The 24,672-nt window shown below is 64.1% G+C and carries 19 protein-coding genes; 11 read left to right on the top strand and 8 right to left on the bottom strand.

What is annotated here, in order from left to right; translation table 11 throughout:
* Positions 1-33: 33 nt before the first annotated feature.
* The 7 genes from trpA to FA94_RS35910 all read left to right on the top strand — a co-directional run bounded on the left by trpA (position 34) and on the right by FA94_RS35910 (position 7,949).
* On the top strand, positions 34-846 hold the full coding sequence (gene trpA, locus FA94_RS35880; protein WP_035561029.1) for a tryptophan synthase subunit alpha: 813 nt from the start codon (positions 34-36) through the stop codon (positions 844-846).
* An 80-nt stretch (positions 847-926) separates the two neighbouring features.
* Positions 927-1,799, top strand: coding sequence for an acetyl-CoA carboxylase, carboxyltransferase subunit beta (gene accD, locus FA94_RS35885; protein WP_035561032.1), 873 nt, complete (start codon positions 927-929; stop codon positions 1,797-1,799).
* Between the two features lie 173 nt (positions 1,800-1,972).
* The gene (folC, locus tag FA94_RS35890) at positions 1,973-3,283 is read left to right on the top strand and encodes a bifunctional tetrahydrofolate synthase/dihydrofolate synthase (protein WP_035561034.1); all 1,311 of its coding nucleotides are present in this window, start codon (positions 1,973-1,975) and stop codon (positions 3,281-3,283) included.
* 29 nt (positions 3,284-3,312) lie between these two features.
* A complete protein-coding gene (locus tag FA94_RS35895) occupies positions 3,313-4,248 on the top strand; it encodes an SPOR domain-containing protein (protein ID WP_035561037.1) in 936 nt (311 codons plus the stop codon).
* A 7-nt stretch (positions 4,249-4,255) separates the two neighbouring features.
* A complete protein-coding gene (locus FA94_RS35900; RefSeq protein WP_035561040.1) occupies positions 4,256-4,750 on the top strand; it encodes a CvpA family protein in 495 nt (164 codons plus the stop codon).
* A 132-nt stretch (positions 4,751-4,882) separates the two neighbouring features.
* Positions 4,883-6,433 carry an amidophosphoribosyltransferase gene (gene purF / locus FA94_RS35905; protein WP_035561042.1) on the top strand — a complete coding sequence of 517 codons (1,551 nt, stop codon included), beginning with the start codon at positions 4,883-4,885 and terminating at the stop codon, positions 6,431-6,433.
* A 325-nt stretch (positions 6,434-6,758) separates the two neighbouring features.
* The gene (locus FA94_RS35910) at positions 6,759-7,949 is read left to right on the top strand and encodes an O-succinylhomoserine sulfhydrylase (protein ID WP_035564035.1); all 1,191 of its coding nucleotides are present in this window, start codon (positions 6,759-6,761) and stop codon (positions 7,947-7,949) included.
* 58 nt (positions 7,950-8,007) lie between these two features.
* Here FA94_RS35910 and FA94_RS35915 read toward each other — a convergent pair whose 3' ends face one another.
* A complete protein-coding gene (locus tag FA94_RS35915; protein WP_035561045.1) occupies positions 8,008-8,787 on the bottom strand; it encodes an AraC family transcriptional regulator in 780 nt (259 codons plus the stop codon).
* Positions 8,788-8,839: 52 nt separating this feature from the next.
* On the bottom strand, positions 8,840-9,181 hold the full coding sequence (locus FA94_RS35920; RefSeq protein ID WP_035561048.1) for an FKBP-type peptidyl-prolyl cis-trans isomerase: 342 nt from the start codon (positions 9,179-9,181) through the stop codon (positions 8,840-8,842).
* A gap of 188 nt (positions 9,182-9,369) precedes the next feature.
* Between FA94_RS35920 and FA94_RS35925 the strand changes: the two genes are divergently transcribed.
* The 3 genes from FA94_RS35925 to FA94_RS35935 all read left to right on the top strand — a co-directional run bounded on the left by FA94_RS35925 (position 9,370) and on the right by FA94_RS35935 (position 12,437).
* Complete coding sequence (locus FA94_RS35925; RefSeq protein WP_035561051.1) at positions 9,370-10,176, top strand: sensor histidine kinase; 807 nt, start codon at positions 9,370-9,372, stop codon at positions 10,174-10,176.
* 113 nt (positions 10,177-10,289) lie between these two features.
* A complete protein-coding gene (locus FA94_RS35930) occupies positions 10,290-11,636 on the top strand; it encodes a hemolysin family protein (RefSeq protein ID WP_035564037.1) in 1,347 nt (448 codons plus the stop codon).
* A gap of 78 nt (positions 11,637-11,714) precedes the next feature.
* On the top strand, positions 11,715-12,437 hold the full coding sequence (locus FA94_RS35935; protein WP_035561053.1) for a sulfite exporter TauE/SafE family protein: 723 nt from the start codon (positions 11,715-11,717) through the stop codon (positions 12,435-12,437).
* 10 nt (positions 12,438-12,447) lie between these two features.
* On the opposite strand, the gene FA94_RS38400 is transcribed toward FA94_RS35935, so the two are convergent.
* Both FA94_RS38400 and FA94_RS37505 read right to left on the bottom strand, forming a co-directional pair.
* The gene (locus FA94_RS38400; protein ID WP_081936307.1) at positions 12,448-13,914 is read right to left on the bottom strand and encodes a dipeptidase; all 1,467 of its coding nucleotides are present in this window, start codon (positions 13,912-13,914) and stop codon (positions 12,448-12,450) included.
* Positions 13,915-13,949: 35 nt separating this feature from the next.
* Positions 13,950-14,585, bottom strand: coding sequence for a TetR/AcrR family transcriptional regulator (locus tag FA94_RS37505; RefSeq protein WP_197070277.1), 636 nt, complete (start codon positions 14,583-14,585; stop codon positions 13,950-13,952).
* Between the two features lie 160 nt (positions 14,586-14,745).
* On the opposite strand from FA94_RS37505, the gene FA94_RS35950 reads away from it, so the two are divergent.
* Positions 14,746-15,198, top strand: a complete 453-nt coding sequence (locus FA94_RS35950; protein ID WP_035561056.1) for a nuclear transport factor 2 family protein — start codon at positions 14,746-14,748, stop codon at positions 15,196-15,198.
* A gap of 115 nt (positions 15,199-15,313) precedes the next feature.
* Here FA94_RS35950 and treY read toward each other — a convergent pair whose 3' ends face one another.
* The 4 genes from treY to glgX form a co-directional block, all read right to left on the bottom strand.
* Entirely contained in the window at positions 15,314-18,184 is a 2,871-nt protein-coding gene (treY, locus tag FA94_RS35955) for a malto-oligosyltrehalose synthase (RefSeq protein WP_035561058.1), read from the bottom strand.
* On the bottom strand, positions 18,181-20,409 hold the full coding sequence (malQ, locus tag FA94_RS35960; RefSeq protein ID WP_035561061.1) for a 4-alpha-glucanotransferase: 2,229 nt from the start codon (positions 20,407-20,409) through the stop codon (positions 18,181-18,183). The genes treY and malQ overlap by 4 nt, the downstream gene beginning before the upstream one ends.
* On the bottom strand, positions 20,406-22,331 hold the full coding sequence (gene treZ / locus FA94_RS35965; protein ID WP_035561063.1) for a malto-oligosyltrehalose trehalohydrolase: 1,926 nt from the start codon (positions 22,329-22,331) through the stop codon (positions 20,406-20,408). The genes malQ and treZ overlap by 4 nt, the downstream gene beginning before the upstream one ends.
* 119 nt (positions 22,332-22,450) lie before the next feature.
* Positions 22,451-24,670, bottom strand: a complete 2,220-nt coding sequence (glgX, locus tag FA94_RS35970) for a glycogen debranching protein GlgX (RefSeq protein ID WP_035561066.1) — start codon at positions 24,668-24,670, stop codon at positions 22,451-22,453.
* Positions 24,671-24,672 lie beyond the last annotated feature (2 nt).

Here is a 24,672-nt window from a genome sequence, read left to right on the forward strand (position 1 = left end):
CCGCGCGCAGTTGCTTAAATTCGAGAAATTTCCATGTCCCGTATCAAGAACACGTTTGCCGCGTTGTCCGCCCAAGGTAAGAAAGGCCTGATTCCTTTCATGACGGCCGGCGACCCGGACCCGGCCCGCACGGTCGAATTCATGCACGCGCTCGCTGCCGGCGGCGCGGATGTGATCGAACTCGGTGTGCCGTTTTCCGACCCGATGGCCGACGGCCCCGTGATCCAGCAATCGTCCGAGCGCGCGTTGGCGCACGGCGTGTCGCTGCGCCACGTGATCGCGGACGTCAAGCGCTTCCGCGAAACCGACGACAAGACGCCCGTCGTGCTGATGGGCTACGCCAATCCGATCGAACGTATGGGTATCGAAGCGTTCGCTAAAGCCGCGCAGGACGCCGGCGTGGACGGCGTGCTGGTGGTCGATTACCCGCCGGAAGAGTGCGCTAACTTCGCTGAAAAAATGCGATCCGCTGCGATCGATCCGATCTTTTTGCTGGCGCCCACGTCCACGGACGAGCGCATCGCTGAGGTCGGCAAAATTGCCAGCGGCTACGTCTATTATGTGTCGTTGAAAGGGGTGACCGGCTCCGCGAATCTGGACGTTTCCAGCATCGCGGGTAAAATCCCGGCCATCAAGTCGCGCGTACCCCTGCCGGTGGGCGTCGGTTTCGGTATCCGCGACGCGCAAACCGCGCGTTCGGTGGCCGAAGTGTCCGATGCCGTCGTGATCGGCAGCCGTATCGTGCAATTGCTCGAACAGGCGCCGCCGGAGACCGCGGCTGAAACGCTCACGCGTTTCATCGCCGAAGTGCGCGAGGCGCTAGATAGCGTCGCGACTGCCCGATAACAGTTATTTTTGTCGTCTGTAGTGTGAGCGGCGGGTTTATCCCGCCGTTTGCGCAACCGCCGACCCCAGAAGGATTCAATATGAGCTGGCTCGATAAGCTGCTGCCGCCGAAAATCAAACAAACCGACCCGAAGAACCGTAAGGGGATTCCGGAAGGCCTGTGGATCAAGTGCCCGTCGTGCGAAGCCGTGCTGTACCGCAACGACGTCGAGGCCAATCTGCACGTTTGCCCGAAGTGCGACCATCACATGCGCATCGGCGCGCGTGAGCGGCTCGACGGCCTGCTCGATCCGGAAGGCCGCTACGAAATCGGTCAGGAAATCGTTCCGGTCGACGCGTTGAAGTTCAAGGACAGCCGCAAGTACCCGGATCGCCTTAAAGAGGCGATGGACGACACCGACGAAACCGACGCCATGGTCGTGATGGGCGGCGCGATCCACACGCTGCCGGTGGTCGTGGCCTGCTTCGAGTTCTCGTTCATGGGCGGCTCGATGGGTTCGGTGGTCGGCGAGCGCTTTGCGCGCGGCGCGCAGAACGCGCTCGAACAGAAAGTGCCGTTCATCTGCTTCACCGCTTCGGGCGGCGCGCGCATGCAGGAAAGCCTGCTGTCGCTGATGCAAATGGCGAAGACCACGGCCATGCTGACCAGGCTGGCCGAAGCCAAGCTGCCGTTCATTTCCGTGCTGACCGATCCGACCATGGGCGGGGTGTCGGCGAGTTTCGCGTTCCTCGGCGACGTGGTGATCGCCGAGCCGAAGGCGCTGATCGGCTTTGCCGGCCCGCGCGTGATCGAACAGACAGTGCGCGAAAAGCTGCCGGAAGGCTTCCAGCGTGCTGAGTTCCTGCTGACGAAGGGCGCGGTGGACATGATCGTCGACCGTCGCAAGCTGCGTGAGGAAATCGCCCAGTTGATGGCGCTGTTGAGCCACCAGCCGGCGGATGCCGTCGCGTAAGCAGACGTTAAGCAGTAGACAAGACAGCCCGCGCTACATTGAACGCAGCGCCGGTAGCCGTCAAAAAAAGCAGGCAAAAATAACGCGCCGCGTGAGTGATCAAGCGGCGCGTTGTCATTTCCAGGATAATCACGGCGCACCACCGCCTAACCGATTCACTCGCGATTCATTCGATGACGACATTCCCCACCCTCGACGCGTGGCTCACGCACCTTGAATCCGCGCATCCGGTCGGCATCGACATGGGTTTAGACCGCATCTCGCAGGTACGCGACGCGATGCAACTGTCGTTTGCGTGCCCGATCATCACGGTCGGCGGCACGAACGGCAAGGGCTCCACATGCGCGATCCTCGAATCGATTCTGCTGCGCGCCGGCTTCACGGTGGGCTGTCACACGTCGCCGCATCTGCTGACGTTCAACGAGCGCGCGCGCCTGAACGGCGAAATGGCGACCGACGCCGACCTGCTGGCGCACTTCGAAGTCGTCGAAACCGCGCGGCTGAGTCTCGCCGAACCGGTCACGCTGACCTACTTCGAATTCACGACGCTGGCGATCATGAGCCTGTTCGCCTCGCGCGGTTTTGACGCGGTGATCTTCGAAGTCGGCCTGGGCGGTCGTCTCGACGCGGTGAATATTCTCGATACCGACTGCGCGATCATCACCAGCATCGACATTGATCACACGGAATATCTCGGCGATACACGCGAGAAAATCGGCTTCGAAAAGGCCGGCATTTTCCGTCCGGGCAAGCCGGCGATTTGCGCCGACCCGGTGCCGCCGCAGTCGCTGATCGATCATGCCGAGAAGATCGGCGCGGAACTGTGGCTCTTCGGCCGCGATTTCCGCTACGAAGGGCAGGCGGGCAGCGAGCGCCAGCAGTGGAGTTACGTGGGTCCGACCATGCGGCGTTCGTCGCTCGCCTATCCGGCGTTGCGCGGCGCGAACCAGTTGATCAATACGTCGGCGGCGCTCGCCGGACTCGAAGCGCTGCGTGACCGTTTGCCGGTGTCGGCGCAGGATATCCGCCTGGGTCTCGCCAACGTCGAGCTGCCGGGTCGTTTCCAGGTGCTGCCTGGCAAGCCGGCTATCGTGCTGGATGTCGGCCACAATCCGCACGCGGCCGCCGTGCTGACGCAGAACCTCGGCAATATGGGCTTCTTCCCGTACACGTACGCGGTGTTCGGCGCGATGCGCGACAAGGATATTGCCGGCGTATTGGCGCATCTGAAGGGCGAAATCGACCATTGGTGCGTGACCGATTTGCCGCTCGCGCGGGCCGCCACGGCGGAACAGCTCGAAGCGGCGCTACGCGAGCAGGGCGTGGACGAAGCCGCCGACAGCAGCGTCACGCGCTACGCTACACCGGCCGAGGCTTACCAAGACGCGCTAAAACGGGCGTCAGAGAATGATAGAATCGTGGTTTTCGGCAGTTTCTATACGGTAGCCGGAGTTATGGCCTACCGTAAATCGCAGCAACACTGAACGGGCGCCAGGCTCGAACCAAGCGATTCATGGGAATTTTCTCGTTCGGCAAGAAAGACGACGCGCCCACTCGGCGCGGCGCAAATACCAGTTCCACCCGGGCCGCCCGTGGCGAGCGCGTGGAGCGGCGAACCCGCCGCACGGAGCGCCCCGTCGACGCCGACGCCATGCTGCTCGACCCTACGCTGCCGGAAAAGCAGCGTGCGCGGCGCCGCCTCGTCGGCGCGATCGCGCTGGTCGTCGCGGCGGTCGTCATCCTGCCCATGGTGCTGGACTCGCATCCCAAGCCCGTCACCGACGACATCGCGATCGACATCCCCAACCGTCCCGCGCCGAAGCTCGCCAAGGCTGACGAAGACACGCAGGCCGGCGTAGCACCCGACAACCCCACGCCTGACGCGGCACTTGCCGCTTCGAGTCTTGCGCCGACAACGGCCGCGAAGCCAGGCCAGTCCGGCAGCACGCAAGCACAAAGCACGAGCACTGGCACCAGCACGACGACAGGCGCCGCAACGCCCGCAGCCAAACCGGCGGCGAAACCGCAGGCGCCGGCCGTCGCGATGAACACCGCGCCAGCCACGGCGCCGACAGCGCCTGCAAAACCCGCCAAACCGCCGGTCACGCACAACGCCGCGGCCACCGCCGCGCCGAGCGCAACCGACGACACGAACACCACCGCCGCCAGCGCGGACGCGAATTCCGGCACGCCGGCATCGCCGCCGGGCAGCCGCTTCGCGGTTCAACTGGGCGCATTCGCCAACGACGCCAACGCGCGAAATTGGGCGGCCAAGTTGAAAGCGGCGGGAGTGCCCGCATATACCGAACATCGGAAGCAGGCTGACGGTTCCACGCTCACGTTGCTGCGAGCTGGCCCGTTTGCCGATCGTGCCGCGGCCAGCGCCGCGATTGCGAAAGTTCGCGAGGCCGGCTTGACGTCGGGCGCGAACAGCAGCGCCGCACAGTAAGCGAGCGATGTTCACCGCCTTCGACTACGCTGTAATGGCGGTGATCGGTTTGTCGGCCTTGCGCGGCACATGGCGCGGGTTTTTGTCTGAGATATTCGGGTTGATCGGCTGGATCGCGGCGTTTTTCATTGCGTGCCGCTTTGTCGGTTATGTCGTGCCGTTTATCCCGTCCACGTGGCCGGGTGGTGCGTTGACCCAGTGGCTGCTGGCCTTTGCGCTGGTGGTGATCGGTGTGGTGCTGGTGGCGAGCGTGCTGAATGCCCTCCTGAGCCGCATCGTGCAGGCAACCGGCTTGAGCGGCGTGGACCGCTCGCTCGGTTTGATGTTCGGCCTCGTGCGCGGGGTCATTCTGGTGCTGATTCTGGTCGCCCTCGCTGGCTTGACCGAACTGCCCCAACAGGAATTCTGGCGCAACGCCTTGCTTCGGCCCTACGCGGTCGAGGGCGTGCACGTAATGAAACCGCTGCTTCCCGAGACACTTGCTGCCTACGTCCGCGTGTGACGATCAGGCGAGTGTTTCAAGGGACGCGGCAGGACTCCGGCGCAAACCGGTTGCCGCTACGTACCAGCAGGTCACAGCGCGTACGCAGTCACCGGCCGCCACGACGAATTTCGTACCTTTGAAGGACATGCCATGTGCGGCATCGTAGGCGTAGTTTCCCATTCCCCGGTCAATCAGCTGATCTATGACAGCCTGCTGCTTCTGCAGCATCGCGGTCAGGACGCCGCCGGCATCGCAACCGCGAACGGCAGCAATTTCCACATGCACAAGGCCAACGGCATGGTGCGCGACGTGTTCCGCACGCGCAACATGCGCAGCCTGCCCGGCACGACCGGTATCGGCCAGGTGCGTTACCCGACGGCCGGTTCCGCGTCGAGCGAAGAAGAAGCCCAGCCGTTCTACGTGAACGCGCCGTTCGGCATCATCCTCGCGCACAACGGCAACCTGACCAACTGGCAGCAACTGAAAGACGAGATGTTCCGCGTCGATCGCCGCCACATCAATACGAATTCCGACACCGAGGTCATGCTCAACGTGCTCGCGCACGAATTGCAGCTGTCCAGCTCGGGCCTGCAACTCGATCCGGCCGCGCTGTTCAAGGCGGTGTCGGGCGTGCATCGCCGGGTGCGGGGTTCGTACGCGATCGTGTCGCTGATCGCCGGTTACGGGCTGCTGGGTTTCCGCGACCCGTTCGGCATCCGCCCGCTGTGCCTCGGCAAGCAGGAAACGCCGGAAGGCGTCGAATGGATCCTGGCGTCGGAGTCGGTGGCGATTGAAGGTATCGGCTTCGAATTCGTGCGCGATATCGCACCGGGCGAGGCGATTTTCATCGATATCGAAGGCAATCTGCATTCGCAGCAATGCGCGACGAATCCGAGCCTGAATCCGTGCATTTTCGAACTCGTGTATCTCGCGCGTCCGGACTCGGTGCTCGACGGCGTGCCGGTCTACAACGTGCGTCTGCGCATGGGCGACTACCTCGCCGAGAAGATCAAGCGCGAACTGCCCGACGTGCCGATCGACGTGGTGATGCCGATTCCTGATTCGTCGCGTCCGGCTGCCATGCAGGTCGCGAAGAAACTGGGCGTGGAATATCGCGAAGGCTTCTTCAAGAACCGTTACGTCGGCCGCACCTTCATCATGCCGGGCCAGGCGGTGCGCAAGAAGTCGGTGCGCCAGAAGCTGAACGCCATGGGTATCGAGTTCAAGGGCAAGAACGTGCTGATCGTCGACGATTCGATCGTGCGCGGCACCACCTCGCACGAAATCGTGCAGATGGCGCGCGACGCCGGCGCGAACAAGGTGATCTTCGCTTCGGCGGCACCGCCGGTGAAATTCCCGAACGTCTACGGTATCGATATGCCGACGCGCGGTGAGCTCGTCGCTCACGGCCGCACGGACGACGAAGTCGCGCGCATGATCGGCGCGGACCACCTCGTGTATCAGGACGTCGACGCACTGAAGCAGGCCGTGCGCGACATCAACCCGGCACTGCGGGAATTCGAAGCGTCGTGCTTCGACGGCAACTACGTGACCGGCGACATCACGACCGAGTATCTGGACCGCATCGAAAGAGCGCGTCTCGCGCCGTCCTCGCAATCGGATCGCGACGCCGCGAGCGACGCGATCGACGGCGGCGCGCCGGCGCGTTCGCAATTGCATCTGCAGTTGTCGGTGGGCTAAAGGTAGCCCGCGAGCCCGACATGAACATGAAACTGAACGACAGCGCTCATGGCGTGGCGCGCTGCACGCCACGCCGCGAGCGTGTTAGGATCATGGCTTGCGTCGATTTGATCTCAGCTTGCGGACGCGGGGTAACCCGAAACAGCTAAAGCGAAAGGTGGGAAACGCCGCATTCATCCGCCTCCGCTCCAGCTTTCCCCGCACATGAAGCCCGCTTATGCCGACGCAAAAGCGGGCTTTTTTGTTGCTGCCGTTTGGCGTTGCGCTCTCCTTTCACACGAAGCGCGCCGAACGCAGCCATGGAACATTGGAAACCAGAACCAACATGGACGACTCCTTGAACTTCGACACGCTGGCAGTCCGCTCGGGCACGGCGCGCAGCGACTTCAACGAACATTCGGAAGCGATTTTCCTGACCTCGAGCTTTGTGTTCGCGAGCGCCGCGGACGCCGCCGAGAAATTCAGGAATTCCGAAGACAACTACACCTATTCGCGCTTCACGAACCCGACCGTCACGATGTTCCAGGACCGCCTGGCCGCGCTCGAAGGCGGCGAAGCGTGCATGGCCACAGCGTCCGGCATGGCCGCGATCATGTCCGTCGTGATGTGCGCGCTGCAGGCCGGCGACCACCTCGTGAGCTCGCAGGCGTTGTTCGGCTCGACACTCGGCATGTTCTCGCAGATTTTCACCAAGTTCGGCATTACGACCACGTTCGTCGATTCGACCGATCTGGACGCGTGGAAAAACGCCGTGCGTCCCGAGACGAAGATGTTCTTCCTCGAAACGCCGTCGAATCCGCTGACGGAAGTGTCCGACATCGAAGCGATCAGCAAGATCGCCAAGGCCGCGAACGCGCTATTCGTGGTGGACAACTGCTTCTGCAGCCCGGCGTTGCAACAGCCGCTGAAGCTCGGCGCGGATGTGGTGATGCATTCGGCCACCAAGTTCCTTGACGGTCAGGGGCGCGTGTTGGGCGGCGCGCTGGTCGGCTCGAAGCAGTTCATCATGGAAAAGGTGTTCCCGTTCGTGCGTAGCACCGGGCCGACGCTGTCCGCGTTCAACGCGTGGGTGCTGCTCAAGGGCATGGAAACGCTGTCGCTGCGCGTCGACAAGCAGTCGGCGAATGCGCTGGAAATCGCGCGCTGGCTGGAGACGCATCCGGCCGTGAATCGCGTGTTCTATCCGGGGCTGGAATCGCACCCGCAGCACGCGCTGGCCATGCGTCAACAGAAGGCGGGCGGCGCGATTCTGTCGTTCGAACTGAAGGGCGACACGCCGGAGCAGATGCGCGCGAATGCATGGCGTGTGATCGATAGCACGAAGATCTGTTCGATCACCGGCAATCTTGGCGATACACGGACCACGATCACGCATCCGGCGACCACCACGCATGGTCGCGTGACGCCGGAAGCGCGCGCGGCAGCAGGCATTAGCGAAGGCTTGATCCGGCTGGCGGTGGGTCTGGAAAACGCTGCGGATATTCGCGGCGACCTGGAACGCGGTCTGGCGGGTTAAACGGGATTTAAAGCAGGCAATGCGGGCCGCTAACTCAACGCGGCTCGCGCGGCAATGCTCAGTGGCGCAGCGCGCGCCATTGGCCAGGCGCTAGTCCGAAACGCCGCGTGAATGCGTGCGTGAAAGCGCTCTGATCGCCGAAGCCGATATCCAATGCGATATCGGTCAATGAACGGCGCGGATCCGCGAGCAACGTGAGCGACGTATCGAGCCGCAAGCGCTGCAAATAGCGATGCGGCGTCTCACCGAACGCGTCGATAAAAAGCTGATGAAAGCGCCGCATGCCAAAACCGCAATGCGCGGCGAGGTCGGCAATGCGCAGCGGTTCCGACAAATGCGCGCGCAACCAACGGTCGATACGCGTGAAGTCGAGACCCGCGCCAGGCGCGAGCGCACCTGCCGTGGTGCCGGAGTCGGCCACCAACGCAGCGCCCAGACGGGCCGCTGCATCCCAATGAAAACGACGGGCGTCCAGATCGTCGCTCTGAGCGCCGCCGGTAGCGTGCGCTGCAATCCGATGCACGAGCTGCGTTAGCGACGCATCGACCGTCACGGCCCGCGCGCGGTCGAACAAGCGCTCCGGCACGGCCAGCGATGTAGCCGGCAGATCCAGCACCAACTGCCGGTTCTCGCCGATACCCGCGTAGTCGTGCCGCGCACCCGCCGGAATGAGCCACGCGGAGCCGGCGTCGATCTGTTGCGCGACGCCGTTCACCGCCATCACCATCGCGCCGTCCAGGCCGAGCACGACCTGATGAAAGTCATGCACGTCCGACGCTTCGACCGCGCCGTAACGGCGCAGCGAAACGCAAGGGATGGTGGCGGTAGCGTGGTTCATCGTTAAAGCGCGGTCACCGGCAAACAGGCCGGCAACTTGAAACGCAAAAAACTTAGACGCCGAGCAATTCGACTTCGAACACGAGCGTCGCGTTCGGCGGAATCACGCCGCCCGCGCCACGCACGCCGTAGCCGAGTTGCGGCGGAATCGTCAGCTTGCGCGTGCCGCCGACCTTCATGCCTTGCACGCCTTCGTCCCAACCCTTGATGACCATGCCGCCGCCCAGCACGAATGCGAACGGGTCGTTGCGGTCCTTGCTCGAGTCGAACTTCTGACCATCGGTCAGCCAGCCGGTGTAGTGCACGCTGACGCTCTTGCCGGCAACCGCTTCGGCGCCGGTGCCTTCCACGATGTCTTCGTACTTCAGGCCGGACTCGGTAGTGACAGTCGACATGTAACGCTCCTCAGTTCAAAAACGTAAAAACCGACATTGTAGGCGTGTTGGCGATGCATCGCCGAGGATTGCCGCGTGGCACGCGGATTGCGTGGAAATTGGCCGTCCGGCCAGGCGGGTCGCGCCGGATGCCATGCCTATAATGGGGCTTCTTTCAATCATCATGCACTGCCTGAGAGGGCTCGATCGTGACAACGTCTTCAACCGGAACCACCGGCGCGCAGCCGGCGCCTTCCGGCTTCGCCGTCTCCGAGCGTACCGCGCATCTTTGCGCCGAAACCGCGCTGTTCATGCGTGACCACGTGCTGTCGCTGGTGTCGCACGATTTGCGCGGTCCGCTGAACGCGATCCATAGCTGGGCCTACGTGCTCGAGCGCAAGCTCGACGCGAACGACCCCAACGCGCAGCGCGCCGTCACCGGCATTCGCAATGGCGTGGACCAGCAGGTGAAGCTGCTCGAAACGATCGTGGATGCCACGCGCGCCGAAACCAGGTCGCTGGCGCTCGCGTATGCGTCGTTCCCGCTGCATCCGTTGCTCGACGAAACTGTCGAAGACGTGCGCACGGGTTTGGCTCGCTCGCGCCAGGTCGAGATCGCGCTCGACTCGCAACTCGGCACCGAGCAACTCAACGGCGACCGCGCACGCCTCGTCGCCGCGCTGTGGCTGATGCTGACGTTCACCGTCGAAGCCAGCGCCGAAGGCGCTACCGTCACGCTGGCCACGCGTGCGGACGCGACCGCATGGCATGCCACCGTCACCTACGACAGCAACCTCGCCGCGTTGAGCGATCCGGCCGTGCCGCATCTGCTCGAAGCGTTCGCTCGCAAGCAGGCCGGCGAGCCGCGCGAAGCCAAACGCATTGCGTGGGTGTTCGCACTGTGCAAGCGCGTCGCGGAAGCGCATGGCGGCAGTTTCGAGCAGATCGACGCCAGCGAGAGCGAAGCGGCCAGACTTGCACTACGCATACCGCTGAGTGCGACCGTGCCGAAGTGAGCGCTTCACATCGGTACACGGTTGCGCGCGCTTAACGGCGATCAACGGCGTTTGACTTTTCACCGAGCTTTCACCCTCTATACTGACAACTTTTGTTGCCGGAGCCCTTCGCTTTGATCCAGGTTGTCGCCCTCATTGGCGCGTTGTTTCTCGTTGCGCTCAACGGTTTCTTTGTTGCGGCTGAATTCGGTCTGGTCAAACTGCGGGCCACGCGCGTGCAGAGTCTCGCCGCGAAACACGGCATGCGCGGCCGTTTGCTGGCCAAGGTGCACGGACGTCTCGACGCTTACCTCTCCGCCTGTCAGCTCGGCATTACGCTAGCGTCGCTCGGTCTCGGCTGGATCGGCGAGCCCGCGTTCGCGCAACTGCTCACGCCGGTCTTCAACCTGCTCGGCGTGGAGTCTGAGAAACTGATTCACGGCGTTTCGCTGTTCTTCGCGTTTTCGTGTATTTCGTTCCTGCATATCGTGGTGGGCGAACTGGCGCCGAAGTCGCTGGCTATTCGCGAGGCGGAGAAGGTGTCGCTGTGGGCCGCCACGCCGCTGTACGGCTTCTACTGGGCCATGTATCCGGCCATCTGGGTGCTCAACTCGAGCGCCAACGCGGTGCTGAAGCTGGCCGGCCTCGACGCCGACCATGGTCACGACTCGCACTATTCGACCGACGAACTCAAGCTGATCCTGCGTGGCCGCCGCGCCAATGTGGCGAGCGAGTTGGGCGCGGCGGACGGCGGCGCGTACAGCCAGGACGAATGGAACACGATCGCGCATTCGCTGGATTTTTCGCGCATGACGGTGTCGGACCTCATGCGTCCTGCTTATGAAATGGTTGGCTTGCGGCGCGATCTGCCGTTGCGCGACAACATGCAGGTGGTGGCGCGGCATCGCTTCAGCCGCTACCCGCTGTTCGAAGACGCAGCCGGTGAACGCGTGGCCGGCATGATCCACTTGAAGGATCTGCTGCTGGCGCGTCACGCGGGCAGCACGCTCGAGGATCTGTCGAAATACGCGCGACCCGTGCAATACGTGAAGCCGGACATGCCCGCGCTGGAACTGTTCCGCCGCTTCCGCAAAGGCGCGCCGCATTTCGCGCTGGTCGGCCATAAAAATGCGAAGCCGATCGGCTTCCTGACGCTCGACAATCTGCTCGGCGCGTTGGTCGGTCAGATTCATGACGAATTCCGTCAGGGCGACGCCGACTGGACGCGCATGGACGACGGCACGTTAATGGGCAAGGGCAGCTTGCCGGTGGTGTCGCTGGAGCGGGCGTTGGGTATCGATATCGACGAGGGCAAGGCCGAATCGGTCGGCGGTCTCGTGATTCAGGCGCTCAACGATCTGCCCACAGAAGGCCAGCGCGTGGAATTCGACCGCTTCGACGTGGTCGTCAAGAAGATGAAAGGGCCGCGCATCGTGCTCGTGCGCGTGTACCCGAAGACCTTCGACGATGAAGGTGGCTGAAAGCCTTTTCCACTGAATCCGGCAAAGCGCATGGCCTCACTGCTCGCGTAGAATTGTCGTCCACATCGAGGGGGCGACATGGGGTATCTGCTGGTTCTGTGCGTGGGCTTGCTGGCAGGCTTGCTGAGCGGCGTGATCGGCACCGGTTCATCCATGCTGCTAATGCCCGTGCTCGTGATGCTCTACGGTCCGCAACAGGCGGTGCCGATCATGGCGATCGCCGCGATCATGGGCAACTTCGGCAAGGTGCTCGCGTGGTGGCGCGAGATCGATTGGCGCGCTTGCGGGGCCTACTGCGTGACCGCCGTGCCGGGCGCGGCGCTTGGTGTGCGGACGCTGCTGGCACTGCCGCCGCACGCGGTTGAAATCGCGCTGGGGCTGTTCTTTGTCGCGATGGTGCCCACGCGCCGCTGGCTCGCGCGGCGGGCCGTCAGATTCTCTCTGTGGCACCTTTCGCTGATCGGCGGCGTGGTGGGTTTTCTCACCGGCATCGTGGTGTCGACCGGGCCGATTACCGTGCCCGTGTTCATGTCTTACGGCCTCGTCAAAGGCGCGTTTCTCGCAACGGAAGCCGCCGGCTCATTAACCGTGTATGCCGCAAAAGTCGTGGTGTTCAATCACTTCGGCGCGTTGCCTTTGCGTGTGGTGATCGACGGCCTGATCACCGGTTCCGCGTTGATGACCGGCTCGTTCGCGGCGCGGAGCATCGTGGTGCGGATGAGTCCCGCCACCTTCAAGCTGGTGGTCGACGGTTTGATGTTGTCCTCGGGGTTGTCGTTGCTGTGGGCGGCAGGGCGTTAGGCCACACCGATTATCCAACCGAAGCCTCAAACACTCGCCGGTAATTCCCACCCAGAATCGCGCTCACTTCTTCCTGCGTGAACCCCGCGACAAGCAACGCGCCTGCCAGATCGGGCAACTGTTCGTAGCTGCGAAACACCGGCGGCGAGATAAACCCGAGCATGTCGCTTCCCAATCCAACATGCTCCACGCCGACCACATCCGCCATGCGCTTGATGCCTTCGGCCATTGCGTGGATATCCTTGAACGACCCTGAGCTCGGCCACACGCCGATCACGCCACCCGTGCCCGCGATCACGCGTGCGTGATCCGGCGTGATAAGCCGGCTGCGCGACGAAGGGTGCGTGGCCAACGCCGAATGCGACAGCACGAGCGGCTTGGTGGACGTAGCGGCGGCGCGCTTGACGAGGTCGTAAGTGCCGTGCGCGACATCCACGACGATGCCCAGCGCATTGCAACGCCGTACCACTTCCGCGCCGGCATCGGTCAGGCCGCCATGCACCGGCGGCTCGGTCTGAATATCGCCCAGCTCGTTCACGCGATAGTGCGTAAGTTGCAAATGCCGCAACTGATGCTGCGCATACGCCTCGTCGACGCGATCCACCTGGCCTTCGAGAAAATCCCCACCCTCGGCGGAAATGATCGCGCACGGCCCGAGCGAACCCTTCGCCGCGAGCGACGCCGCATTCGTCACCACCTGCATCTGCTCACGCTCGATCAATTGATGCGCGCGCTGAAATTCGGCTTGACCGAGCGCATACAACTCGCCCGGCTGCGGATCGCGCCACGCCTCGAAACGCTTGCGGTTTTCCGCGACGCGCGTGACGGTCGTATCCGTGACGATCGCGAGGCAGATCACGTTCATGCCGCCTTTGCGCATCGGCGCGGCGAGCGGCAGAAACGGCCGACGCGCACCGATCGCCGGATCGCGCGACACGGTCACGCGTCCGGCGTGGCTGTGCATGTCGATGGTGAGCGTGCCGGACGGCGCTTGCCATGAAGGCGCGCGGTGACTGCCGCTGTCGGCCTGCGTGACCGGGTCGTCTTGCGCGTGCTGGGGATCGGTATAGCCCGCGAAACGGCCAGGCGCGCACGCTGCGAGTCCGAGCGCCGCGCCGGAGGAAAGAAACGCGCGCCGGCTGAAGGTGCGCGGCACAGAAGGTAGACGATCAAGCGCGGCCGCTTCCACCAATCGATAGCGCCAACCCGCGGGGTCGTCGACCAGACGCAGCAGCCGGCCGCGTAACGTCAGCGCTTCGGCTTGCGGCGCGAGCGGCGCTGCCGTGTAGACCTCGATCGACGCCGCCGGATTGCGCGGCACACAACCCCCGCAGCAGGGTTCATCGGCGCAGAGCAGAAAGTAATCGACCGATTCGGCTTGCGGATCCAGCGGAATCATCCAACCCGTAATGTCGACGGTCGTGTCATGCAGCGTGTCGGCATTGCCATCGCGAATCGTCGGCCAGTCGAGGGTCATTGGCATTCCTTCATCGGCATTCCTGTTGGGGCGATTTACTTGCGAGCCGACGCGCTCCGGCTTTTATCGGGTGTCAGCGTACCGACCATGCTTTCAACGAGCTTCAACGCTTCGGCCTTCAGCGCGACGGGATCGTCCGCGTTGTCGAGCAACTGCGCCGCCTCGCACACCATGCTGCCGATCATGCGCGCGGCAAGGTAAGCATTGGCGCGGGCTTTTTCATTATGACCCGCCGGACCGACCAGCGCGTCGATCAGCAGCCCATAGACGTGCGCTTCTTCGATCTCGCGGCAGCGCGTCGTGCCGAGCACGGCGGGCGCGGTTTCGATAACGAGCTGCCGGTAAGCGGGCTCGCAACAGACTTCCAGAAACTCGCGAATACCCGCGCTAATACGCTTCGCCTTAGGCGCGGCTCCGGCAGCGGCCTGTACTTTGGACGCGGCCTGTTCCTGCAACGCGCCCACCAGCGCATCGAAGAGTTCGGCTTTATCGGCGAAGTGGTGATAGAACGCGCCGCGAGTTACGCGTGCGCTGCGCGCGATGGCCTCGATACCCACCTGCTGATAGCCCTGCGACGCGAATAGCTCGCCGGCGGCGCTAATCAACGCTTGACGTGTGGCGTCCGCGTATTCCTCGCGGCGGGATTTGGGAGGGACACCTGCGCTCGGCATAGGACGGATTTTTATCCCTTGATTTTTCACATTCTGATTGTAGTATACATACACGTTGTATGTGAAAGTCTTGATGTATGTCGAGTTTGACTTTGCTTGCAGCGTGGAACGACGGACGCACAACCCGTAGGTAGGCAATCCCATCAGGAGCAGACCCGAAATGACTCAGGCAGAGCAGCAATATCTTTTACCCACTGAAGAGCAGCTTTCCAATGCGCGCATCGCCGTGCAACGGTTCGCGGCGGAATGGCAAAACCCGGTCGCGGATAACTTGAGAAGTTTGATGCACGAGGACACGCGTAACCTGATTCCGCCCATGACGGAACCGGCCGATCGGGAAGGCGTGGTCGAGCATTTTCGCCAGGTGCTGACGCAACTGCCGGACTTGAAAGTCGACGTCCTGCAGTGGGCGCCGACCGGCGATGCTGTGATGATCGAATGGCAGGCGTCGGCCACCGTCGCAGGCCAGCCGCTGAGTTGGCAGGGCGTCGATCGCTTCAACCTGCGCGGCGACCGGATGTACAAGGGGCAGGTGTATTGGGACACGCGACGTGTCGCCGAGCAGGTGGCCGAAGCGGTCAAGCGCGCTCAGCAGAATGGCTCGGCGGGTTAAGAAGGCATCGCGCTGAATAACGCCAGTAAGTCACTGAATCAGCCAGCCAGTGAAAAAGGCGGTTAAAGCTCGCGTGCTTTAACCGCCTTTCATTCGCCAGGAGAAAGAGACGCGATCAACTGCGTGGCACGCCATCCTCCACCAGCACCGCTATCGGCATTGCACCGAGCGCGTCGCGCATATACAGCAAGCCGTGCTCATCGACCTTTGGCGCTGCGGGGCTCAGCCAATCGAACAGCGCGCGCGCCAACAGATCGGACGGCATTTCAATCGCCGTGTCCGCCCATTTCTGCGGATCGACCATCGGCAGATCGCTGGCGTCATCGTCATCGTTATCGAGCAAGCCGGAGGCCAACCGGCTCGCGATCACCACCGCCCACGCATTGCCATGCCGTCGCGCGAACGCAATCACATTCGCGGCATGCGCGCCGCGCACGGTAAGCGGCAGGTACTCGCTCTGACTCAGCAACTCCGGCAAATGCGTGCGCAACGCCAGCACGCGTTGCACGACCGCGAGCTTCACGCGTCCGTCGCGCCAGGTCGGCAGGAAATCCGACGGCGGCGTCTGCACGAGCCACGCTTCACGCTGAGCGAAATCCACCGGCCGGCGATTGTCCGGATCGACCAGACTGAAGTCCCACAACTCGGTGCCCTGGTACAGATCGGGAATCCCCGGCGACGCCAGCCGCAACACCGTCTGTTGCAGACTATTGAGTGCACCGGCGCGGCCAATTCGCGCGACGAACGTCGATAGTTCTTTCAGAAAGTCGTCGCGTCGCTGCGGCGCGAGGATATCGAACAGGAAATCGCGGCAGCGGGCTTCATACGCTTCGTCGGGTGCGAGCCAGTTGGTTTGCAGCTTCGCTTCGCGCAACGCCTTTAATTGCCATTGCGCGACACGTTCGGCCAGTTCCTTGACGCCCGCTGCGTCGTCCGGTTTCAACTCCGGCGACCAGCAGCCCACCAACGTCTGATACAGCATCGCTTCGGCGGCAGGGCCCGGCGACCAGTCGTCGTGCGTGTCCTGAGCGACGCTGCCGATCGGCTTGCCGTCGAGCGTACGGCGATGCGGCGCGTTCAACGTCGACCACGCGCGCAACGTCGCGCTCCAGTCCGCCGCGATTTCGCTCAACACCGCGAGACGGGCGCGCACGTCTTCGCCGCGTTTGTGATCGTGCGTGGCGGTGGCGAGCAACGCGTGAGGAAAGCGCTGCGCGCGTTCCAGATTGGCGGCATGGAACTGCTCGACCGACAGCGCGAATTCACCCGGGTCCGCGCCGACTTCGTTACGCGATAACAACCGGCCGTAGCGATAGCACGCCGTATCTTCGACCGCCTTCGCGGCGACCGGCGCGGTCAGTTGCGAAAACAGCGTTTGCGCGGTGCGCCGCGACGAACCGGCGTGGCTGGGCGGCGCGTTGTTCTGACCTGGCTGCGGCGGCGCGCTGGGGCGTCCGCTCGGCGCTTCTTCCGCGCTACCGCCGAGCCACGCGTTCACGCGATCGAGTACGACGAGGTCCGCGCGCGACAGCGATTGTTTTGCGCCTTCGAGCGCCTGGTCGAAATAGACGTTGTCGGCGGCGCTGCGCAAGCCGTTCTGCGGATAGACGCGATACACCGGAAAATGCACGACCAGTTCGGTCAGCACGCGCCGCAGCGAGGTGAACGTGAAATCACGCGTGGTCAGCGAATCGCGCGCAATACGATGCAACGCGCGCGCTGCCCGATCCAGTTCCGCGGACAGGTTCTCCGCGAGAATCTTGCGGCGCGCGATCAACGCTTCGTCCGCGAAACGCGGGCTGCGGCCGGTGAGTTCGGCCCATGTCTGCGCGAGCGGTTCCGCGCCGGCGGGATCGTGCAGCAACGCGCCCACGTCGTTCATGAAGTCGTAGCCGGTCGTGCCATCCACGGGCCAATCGTCGCGCAGCGGTTCGCCACGGGCGAGAATTTTTTCGACCACCACATACGGCGCGGTGTCGCGCAATTCCGTGAGCCGCTGCCGCAATCGCTGCGCGTATTCGCGTGGCTCGGCGAGCCCGTCCACGTGATCGATCCGCAGTCCGTCCACCACGCCTTCCTGGTAGAGACGGAAAATCAGCGCATGCACCGCGTCGAACACTTCGGGCCGCTCCACGCGTACGCCGGCGAGTGTGGAGATGTCGAAGAAGCGCCGCCAGTTGACTTCGTCGGATGCGGTGCGCCACCACGCAAGCCGAAAATGCTGCCGCTCGATCAGCCGATGCAAACGGTCACGCGTCACCGGATCGCCAGGCGCGTACGCTTCCAGCGCGGCATCGATCGCCGAACTGCCTTGTCGCGCGACGAACTCGCGCAACATCTCGCGCCCTTCGGCGGCACGCGGATGATCGGTGGGTTGCGTCGTCAGCCCGTTGAAGCGTTCGGCGAGCGCGTTAAGATCGGCCCGCTCCGCGCCTTGCAGGATCGACGCGTAATCGATCGGGCACACGGGGAACACATGCGGACCGTAGCCGATATAAAAACGCCCGTTCTCCGCGTCAAAATGCAGCGCGATGCGACCTGCCGCGAGTTCTTCGCCATACGGCGCGCCGAGCGTCGGCGCCAGCACCTTGCCGCGCAATGCCGGATCCGGCGAATGCCAGTCGACGTCGAAATGACGCGCGTAAGCGCTGTGCCGGCCCCATTCGAGAATATCGAGCCACCACGCGTTACTGGCGCCGCCCACGCCCATATGGTTCGGCACCATATCGACGAGCAACCCCATGTCGTGCGCGCGGAGCTTCTCGACGAGACGTTTGAGGCCCGCCTCGCCGCCGCATTCGGCGCTGACCTGGGTGTAGTCGACGGTGTCGTAGCCGTGCATCGATCCGGGTTCGGCGGTGGTGATCGGCGACGCGTACACGTGGCTGATGCCGAGCGCGGCGAAATAGTCGACGTGCTTCGCGGCGTCGTCGAAGGTGAAGCCTCGGTGAAACTGGAGGCGAAGCGTGGAGCGCGGGACGGTCATGGCGTATCAGGCTCCGCGGAAGCGTTGGAAGAAGGAACGGCGGCGCGCGCGGCGCGGCGTTCGCGATCGACGGCAAGCAGGCGGTCGCAGAAAGCGTCGTCCCTGAACAGTTCGTCGATCGGCAGATTCACGCGACGACGCCAGTTCGGGTGTTCGTCGATCGAGCCGGGCAGATTCGGCTGCTCGACTTGCCCGAGCAGGTCTTCGAGCGGAAACGTCACCAGCGGACCCGGTGTGGCGCAGACGAAAGCCAGCGCTTCGTCCACCGGGGCATCGTCGGGCGGCGGCGCTTCCACACCCCGCGCGGCCACGCCGGCCGACTGGAACGCGCGCCACATGTCGGCGCGATCGTTCGCGCGTTCTTCCTGCGCGAGCTGTACCGGATCGCGGCCGTCGGCGCGCGCCATCGTCTGGCCGATCTGGTTGCGCCACACAATGTCACTGCCGCGCCACCAGCCGGCCACGGTGGGCAGATCGTGCGTGGTGGTGGTGCCGACGGCGTTGCGGTCCCACTCGTGCGGCGGCTTGAACCCTTTGCCGCCGTGCGCGCCCTCGAACCACAACACGCGAATGCCCGCGAGACCATGTTCGTCGAGCCGCTCGCGAAAACCGGGCGGCACGGTGCCGAGGTCTTCACCGATCACGATCGAGCGAAACCGCCACGATTCGAGCGCGATCAGGCGCAGCAGGTCTTCGAGCGGGTAGCGCAGATACGCGCCGTTGCGCGCGCTTTCGCCTTCGGGCACGAGCCACAGCCGACGCAAGCCGAGAATGTGATCGATCCGGATGCCGCCCGCATGCGCGAACGCTGCGCGCAACATGTCGATGAACGCGGAGAAGCCCTGCGTGCGCATGGCGCGCGGCGAGAAGGTAGTGAGTCCCCATGCCTGGCCGGCCTGGTTGAACAGGTCCGGCGGCGCGCCGACCGACACGCCTTGCAGCATGTCGTCGCGATACGACCAGGCGTGACTGCCGGCGCTATCGCAGCCCACCGCGAGATCGGCGATCAGGCCGACGGCCATGCCGGCATCGCGCGCGGCGTGTTGGGCGTGCGATAAACCTTTTGCGGCCAGCCATTGCAGAAACAGATGGAAATCGACTTCGTGGCGATTCGCTTCGGCGAAGGCTTCGACCTCGGCGCTGCGCGGATCGCGCAACGCTTCCGGCCAGTGGCGCCAATGACCGTTGCCGCCTTCCTGCGAGAGCTGCGCGGCTTGCAGCGCTTCGAAACGCGCATGGTCTTCGAGCGCGCGACCGGCGCGTTCGCAGAAGCCGTGGAATTCCGACGCGCGCGGCGTTTCGTGCGCGCGGTCCTGCTCGCAGAAATGCTCGTACAGTGAGCGCAACACCTTCAGCTTCAGGACGACCGCGTTCGGCCAGTCGATCAGCGGTAAGTCTTCCAATGCCGACCAGCTTTGGGTGCCGTGCGCGGCTTCTAGCGCGCTGCGTGCCGCGTCCGCGCCGAATACGGCGGCGGGATCGATATGCGTGACGTTCAACCACAAGCGCGACGACGGCGAATACGGACTGAAGCGATCCGGCTCCGCGCTGAACATCGCGTGAGTCGGGCTGACGGCGAGCGCATGCGCGCCGCGCCGCGCGCTTTCGATGGCGAGTTGCGCGAGTGCCGAATAATCGCCGATGCCGCCGTCGCCGACGCGTCGCAAGCCGTACAGTTGCGCGGCGATGCCCCACAACGGCGGCGCGTGCGCGGCGCTGTCTTTCGCTTTGTCGCTGTCGCTGTCGGCGCTGTCGTTCAGCGTGCGCCACGCATCCGCCACCGTGTAGCTGCGTGCCGGCGCCACCGCCAGCGTCATGCGTTGCTCGTTGAGCACGAGCGTGTGATAGCCGGGTTCGTCGATGGGCGCGAGCAGCGCTTCTTCGCCTTTAGGCGCCGTAAAGCGCCCGTCGATGATCGAACCGCTTTCGAGTTCGATCCGATAATGACTGCCCGAGCGGATCGCCGCGGCGGGCAACGCGATGCCGCGTCCCACTTCGGCGGTCATCAGCGGCGGCAGCTTGCGGCCCGACAATTCGGCCTCCAGCGCGGCGGCGCTCTGGCGGATTTGCGTCGCGTTGCCGCACGGCAAACCCATGCGTTCGAGCAGCACGGCCAACGTGCTTTCGGGCACATGCTGGGTTGTGTGGTGCGCGTCCTGCCACTCCACCTCGAAACCGGCGCGCGTGGCGAGGGTGACGATCGTATCGTTGCGTCGAGTGCTCACGCGTGGCGCTCCTGTTGGCTGGCAATGCGGGCGTCGTGGCCGGTTGCATAGTCGCAGACGTCGCCGGTCAGCCACGCGACAAACGCGTTCGACGGCAACACCTGGGTGTCGATCTGCTCGCGCACGCGCGGCGGCGTTTCGAAAACGATCTTGCCGGCGGGCACCTCGCTGAGCGCCACGCTTTCCTTCGACAAATTCAACGCGATCGACAAGGTCTCGCCATCGCACAGTTTCCAGCGCGCCACGAGCGCGTTGGCGTCGCCGCCGTTCGCGCCGCTCAGCACGGTCGCGCCGAGCGCCTTGCCATGCTTCAGGCGCGGCGTGATCAGCTTGGCGCGCACGGCCAGCGCGGATTTGTAGAAGTGCATCCAGTCGAGCCGGTCTTTCGCATCGTCGCTACTCGACGCGGAAACCGACGCATCAAGCGCGGGCGGCGAAGAGGCCGCGAACGTCTTCGCGTCGTTCGGATCGGGAATCTGCGCACGCCGCTTTTCGTCGCTGAAGGCGGAAAAGCGCGCGAATTCGCGGCGGCGTCCTTCGCGGACAGCATCGGCGAGGTCGCCGGTGTAGTCGGTGAAAAACAGGAACGGTTGCGTCGAGCCGTATTCCTCGTCCATGAACAGCAGCGGGATTTGCGGCGACAGCAGCAGCAAACCGGTGGCGGCGCGCAATGCGTCGTCCGAGGTTAGTTTGCGCAGCCGCTCGCCGAATGCGCGGTTGCCGACCTGATCGTGGTTCTGCAGAAACATCACGAACGACGTGGGCGGCAAATGCCCGCTCGATTCGCCGCGCGGCTTGCCGTCGTGAATCGGCGAAGGATCGCCCTGATACGCGAAGCCTTCCGACAACACCCGCGACAGACGGCGAATCGGCTGATCTTCATACGCGTGGTAATAGCCTTCCGTTTCGCCGGTCAGCAGCACATGAAGCGTGTTGTGCGCGTCGTCGTTCCACTGCGCGTCGAAGTGCGCTTCGAGCAGCGTCGCGCTGTTGTGCTCGTTCTCCAGCACCAGATGCACATAGCGGCCGTGCTGCACTTTGGCGCGGATATGGTCGGACAATTCGCGCAGCCATGCGTGGTTGTCGATCGCATGGACCGCGTCGAAACGCAGCCCGTCGATGCGATATTCGTTGAGCCAGTAGACGGCGTTGTCGGTAAAGAAGTCGCTCACTTCGCTGCGCTCGAAGTCGATAGCGGGGCCCCACGGCGTATGCGTGCCCTCGCGGAAAAACGGGCGCGCGTATTGGTGCAGATAATTGCCGTCCGGGCCGAAGTGGTTGTAGACCACGTCGAGAAATACCATCAGGCCGAGACCATGCGCGGCGTCCACCAGCGCCTTGAGTTCTTCGGGACGGCCGTACGCGGAATCGGGGGCATACGGCAGTACGCCGTCATAGCCCCAGTTGTGCCGCCCGGGAAAGTCGTTCAACGGCATCAACTCGATAGCCGTCACGCCGAGCGCGGCCAGCGCCGGCAGACGCTGCTGCACGCCCGCATAGCCGCCCATCGCGCCCACATGCAGTTCGTACAGCACGGTCTCTTCCCAGGGCCGTCCATGCCAATGCGTGTGTTCCCAACGGTAGGCGCGCGGGTCGATGACTTCGCTCGGGCCATGCACGTCTTGCGGCTGAAAGCGCGACGCCGGATCGGGCACGGCGTGCTCATCGTCGAGCCGGAAACGGTACAGCGTGCCCGCGCCGCTCTCGACGGTCGCTTCGAACCAGCCGTTGCCGGTGGCCGTCATGGCGTGCGCGCCTTGCGCGGGGCCGTTTTCGACGTCGACCTGAACGTGCTGGCACGACGGCGCCCAGAACCGGAAGCGCGTGCGCGGTTTGGCCCCTGCCGCGCCCAGCAACTGGGCGCCGAACGGCAGGCAATGCGCGTGATGATGCGCGTGAGGATCAATCGGACTTTGAGACATGATTCTTCCTCATTCGAATGTGCTGTCGAGCCGCGTTTTACGCGTGAATCGCGTTGGCGATCTCACGCGCTACAACCCGGCCGCTCTGCATGCGGTTCATCCCGTGACGCCGTTTCCGCCTACGTGGTCGGCGACGTATCGCTACGCGGCGGATGCGCGCCCGGATCGGGCGGCAGCGCCGTCAACAGCCGCGGCCCGTGTTGCGCGCCGGCTTTCCAGCCGGCTTGCCAATCGGCTTCGCCCACCGGTTGCGCGGCCAGCATCACGAGGCTATGCGCGCCGACTTCGACCTCCGGCGCTGCCAGCCGGTACGGCCCGCTTTCAGGCTCGGCTGTGTCTAGCAGCACGTGCCATTCCAGATGCGGTGCGGGCGGCGTAAAGCGCAGCGTCTCCTGATTCGCGTTGAGCATCATCAACAATACTTCGGTTTCGCCATTCAGGCCTGGACCGGCGCGTCGCAGCGTGAATGCGCGGCCTTCAGGGTCCTGCCACGCTTCGATGGTGAGCGGATCGCCGTGCTCGTCGAACCAGCCGACGTCGAACAGACCCGGCAACACTTCGCGGTCGCCGAACAGAAAGCGCGTCTCGCGCAGCAACGGATGCTGTTTCCGTAACGCGATCACGCGCGCGACGAACTCGGCCATCTGCTGCCCGTCGGGCGTTTGCGCGCGCTCCCAGTCGATCCACGAGATCTCGTTGTCCTGGCAGTACGCGTTGTTGTTGCCGTTCTGGGTGCGCAGCGATTCGTCGCCGGCCAGCAGCATCGGCGTGCCGAGGGCGATCAGCAGCGTGGCGACCAGCGAGCGGGTCACGCGTTTGCGCGTAGCGAGTATCGCGGCGTCGTCGCTCGGACCTTCCACGCCCCAGTTGCGGCTGCAATTTTCGTTGTGGCCGTCGTTATTGCCTTCGCGATTGACTTCGTTGTGCTTCTGCTCGTAAGCGGTGACGTCGGCTAACGTAAAACCGTCATGCGACGTGACGAAATTGACCGATGCCCACGGCTTGCGGAAGCGCCGGTTGAACAGATCGGCCGAGCCGGTCAGGCGCGCGGCGAGATCGGGACGCAAGCCGGCGTCGCCGCGCCAGAAACGGCGCACGGTGTCGCGGAAACGATCGTTCCATTCGGCGAAACCCGGCGGATGATTGCCCAGCTGATAGCCGCCAGGACCAATGTCCCACGGCTCGGAAATCAGCTTGCGTTGCGACAGGATCGGGTCCTGGCGCAACGCGTCGAAGAAACCGGAACCGGGATCGAAACCGTGCTGCTCACGCCCGAGCGTGACGCCGAGATCGAAACGGAAACCGTCGATATTGAACGCCGTGGACCAGTAGCGCAGCGAATCCATCACCATCTGCAGCACACGCGGATGCGGCAGATTCAAGGTGTTGCCGCAACCGGTGTCGTTGATGTGGTGACGTTCGTCGCCGGGAATCAGGCGGTAGTAGCTGGCGTTGTCGAGGCCGCGCCACGACACGGTGGGGCCCGCCTCGTTGCCTTCGCAGGTGTGGTTATAGACCACGTCGAGAATCACTTCGATGCCGGCCGCGTGCAACTGGCGCACGGCAATGCGCATTTCGTCGAGCCGGTGCGTGCTCAGATACGAGGGCTCCGGCGCGAAAAACGCCGCCGTGTTGTAGCCCCAGTAGTTGCGCAGCCCGCGCTCCACCAGAAAGCGATCGTTGAGAAACGCGTGCACGGGCAGCAGTTCGACCGCAGTCACGCCGAGCTTCAGCAGATGCTCGATAAACTCCGGCGACGCCAGCGCGGCGAACGTGCCGCGCTCATGCTGACGCAGATCGGCGCGCAGCATCGACGCGCCGCGCACATGCGTTTCGTAGATCACGGTCTCGCCCCACGGCACGTTGGGGCGCTTGTCGTGCGACCAGTCGAACGCTTCGTCGATCACCACGCACTTGGGCATGGCCGGCGCCGAATCGCGCCGGTCGATGGAAAGGTCCGCGCGATTCGAATGCACGCGATAGCTGAACAGCGCGTCCGACCAGCGAAACTGGCCGACCAGCTTGCGCGCGTACGGATCGAGCAGCAGCTTGTGCGGATTGAAGCGGTGCCCGTGCTGCGGCTGATACGGCCCATGCGCGCGAAATCCATAGGCCGTACCGGGATGCGCGTTCGGCAGGTAGCCGTGCCAGACCTCGTCGGTGCATTCGGGCAGCGTGAAGCGGCGGATTTCCTTGCGGCCGGTTGGATCGAACAGGCAAAGCTCGATTTTTTGCGCGTTCGCCGAGAACACCGCAAAGTTGACGCCGAGACCGTCCCAGCTAGCGCCGAGCGGGTAGGGCGAGCCGGGCAGAAGCCGGTCGGGCATTGCATGCGACATGA

The sequence above is a fragment of the Burkholderia sp. 9120 genome, from assembly GCF_000745015.1.
Lineage (GTDB): Bacteria > Pseudomonadota > Gammaproteobacteria > Burkholderiales > Burkholderiaceae > Paraburkholderia.

Coding starts and splice junctions, on each gene's coding strand:
- trpA (WP_035561029.1), top strand. CDS start 34: ATGTCCCGTATCAAGAACACGTTTGCCGCGTTGTCCGCCCAAGGTAAG.
- accD (WP_035561032.1), top strand. CDS start 927: ATGAGCTGGCTCGATAAGCTGCTGCCGCCGAAAATCAAACAAACCGAC.
- folC (WP_035561034.1), top strand. CDS start 1,973: ATGACGACATTCCCCACCCTCGACGCGTGGCTCACGCACCTTGAATCC.
- FA94_RS35895 (WP_035561037.1), top strand. CDS start 3,313: ATGGGAATTTTCTCGTTCGGCAAGAAAGACGACGCGCCCACTCGGCGC.
- FA94_RS35900 (WP_035561040.1), top strand. CDS start 4,256: ATGTTCACCGCCTTCGACTACGCTGTAATGGCGGTGATCGGTTTGTCG.
- purF (WP_035561042.1), top strand. CDS start 4,883: ATGTGCGGCATCGTAGGCGTAGTTTCCCATTCCCCGGTCAATCAGCTG.
- FA94_RS35910 (WP_035564035.1), top strand. CDS start 6,759: ATGGACGACTCCTTGAACTTCGACACGCTGGCAGTCCGCTCGGGCACG.
- FA94_RS35915 (WP_035561045.1), bottom strand. CDS start 8,787: ATGAACCACGCTACCGCCACCATCCCTTGCGTTTCGCTGCGCCGTTAC.
- FA94_RS35920 (WP_035561048.1), bottom strand. CDS start 9,181: ATGTCGACTGTCACTACCGAGTCCGGCCTGAAGTACGAAGACATCGTG.
- FA94_RS35935 (WP_035561053.1), top strand. CDS start 11,715: ATGGGGTATCTGCTGGTTCTGTGCGTGGGCTTGCTGGCAGGCTTGCTG.
- FA94_RS38400 (WP_081936307.1), bottom strand. CDS start 13,914: ATGACCCTCGACTGGCCGACGATTCGCGATGGCAATGCCGACACGCTG.
- FA94_RS37505 (WP_197070277.1), bottom strand. CDS start 14,585: ATGCCGAGCGCAGGTGTCCCTCCCAAATCCCGCCGCGAGGAATACGCG.
- FA94_RS35950 (WP_035561056.1), top strand. CDS start 14,746: ATGACTCAGGCAGAGCAGCAATATCTTTTACCCACTGAAGAGCAGCTT.
- treY (WP_035561058.1), bottom strand. CDS start 18,184: ATGACCGTCCCGCGCTCCACGCTTCGCCTCCAGTTTCACCGAGGCTTC.
- treZ (WP_035561063.1), bottom strand. CDS start 22,331: ATGTCTCAAAGTCCGATTGATCCTCACGCGCATCATCACGCGCATTGC.
- glgX (WP_035561066.1), bottom strand. CDS start 24,670: ATGTCGCATGCAATGCCCGACCGGCTTCTGCCCGGCTCGCCCTACCCG.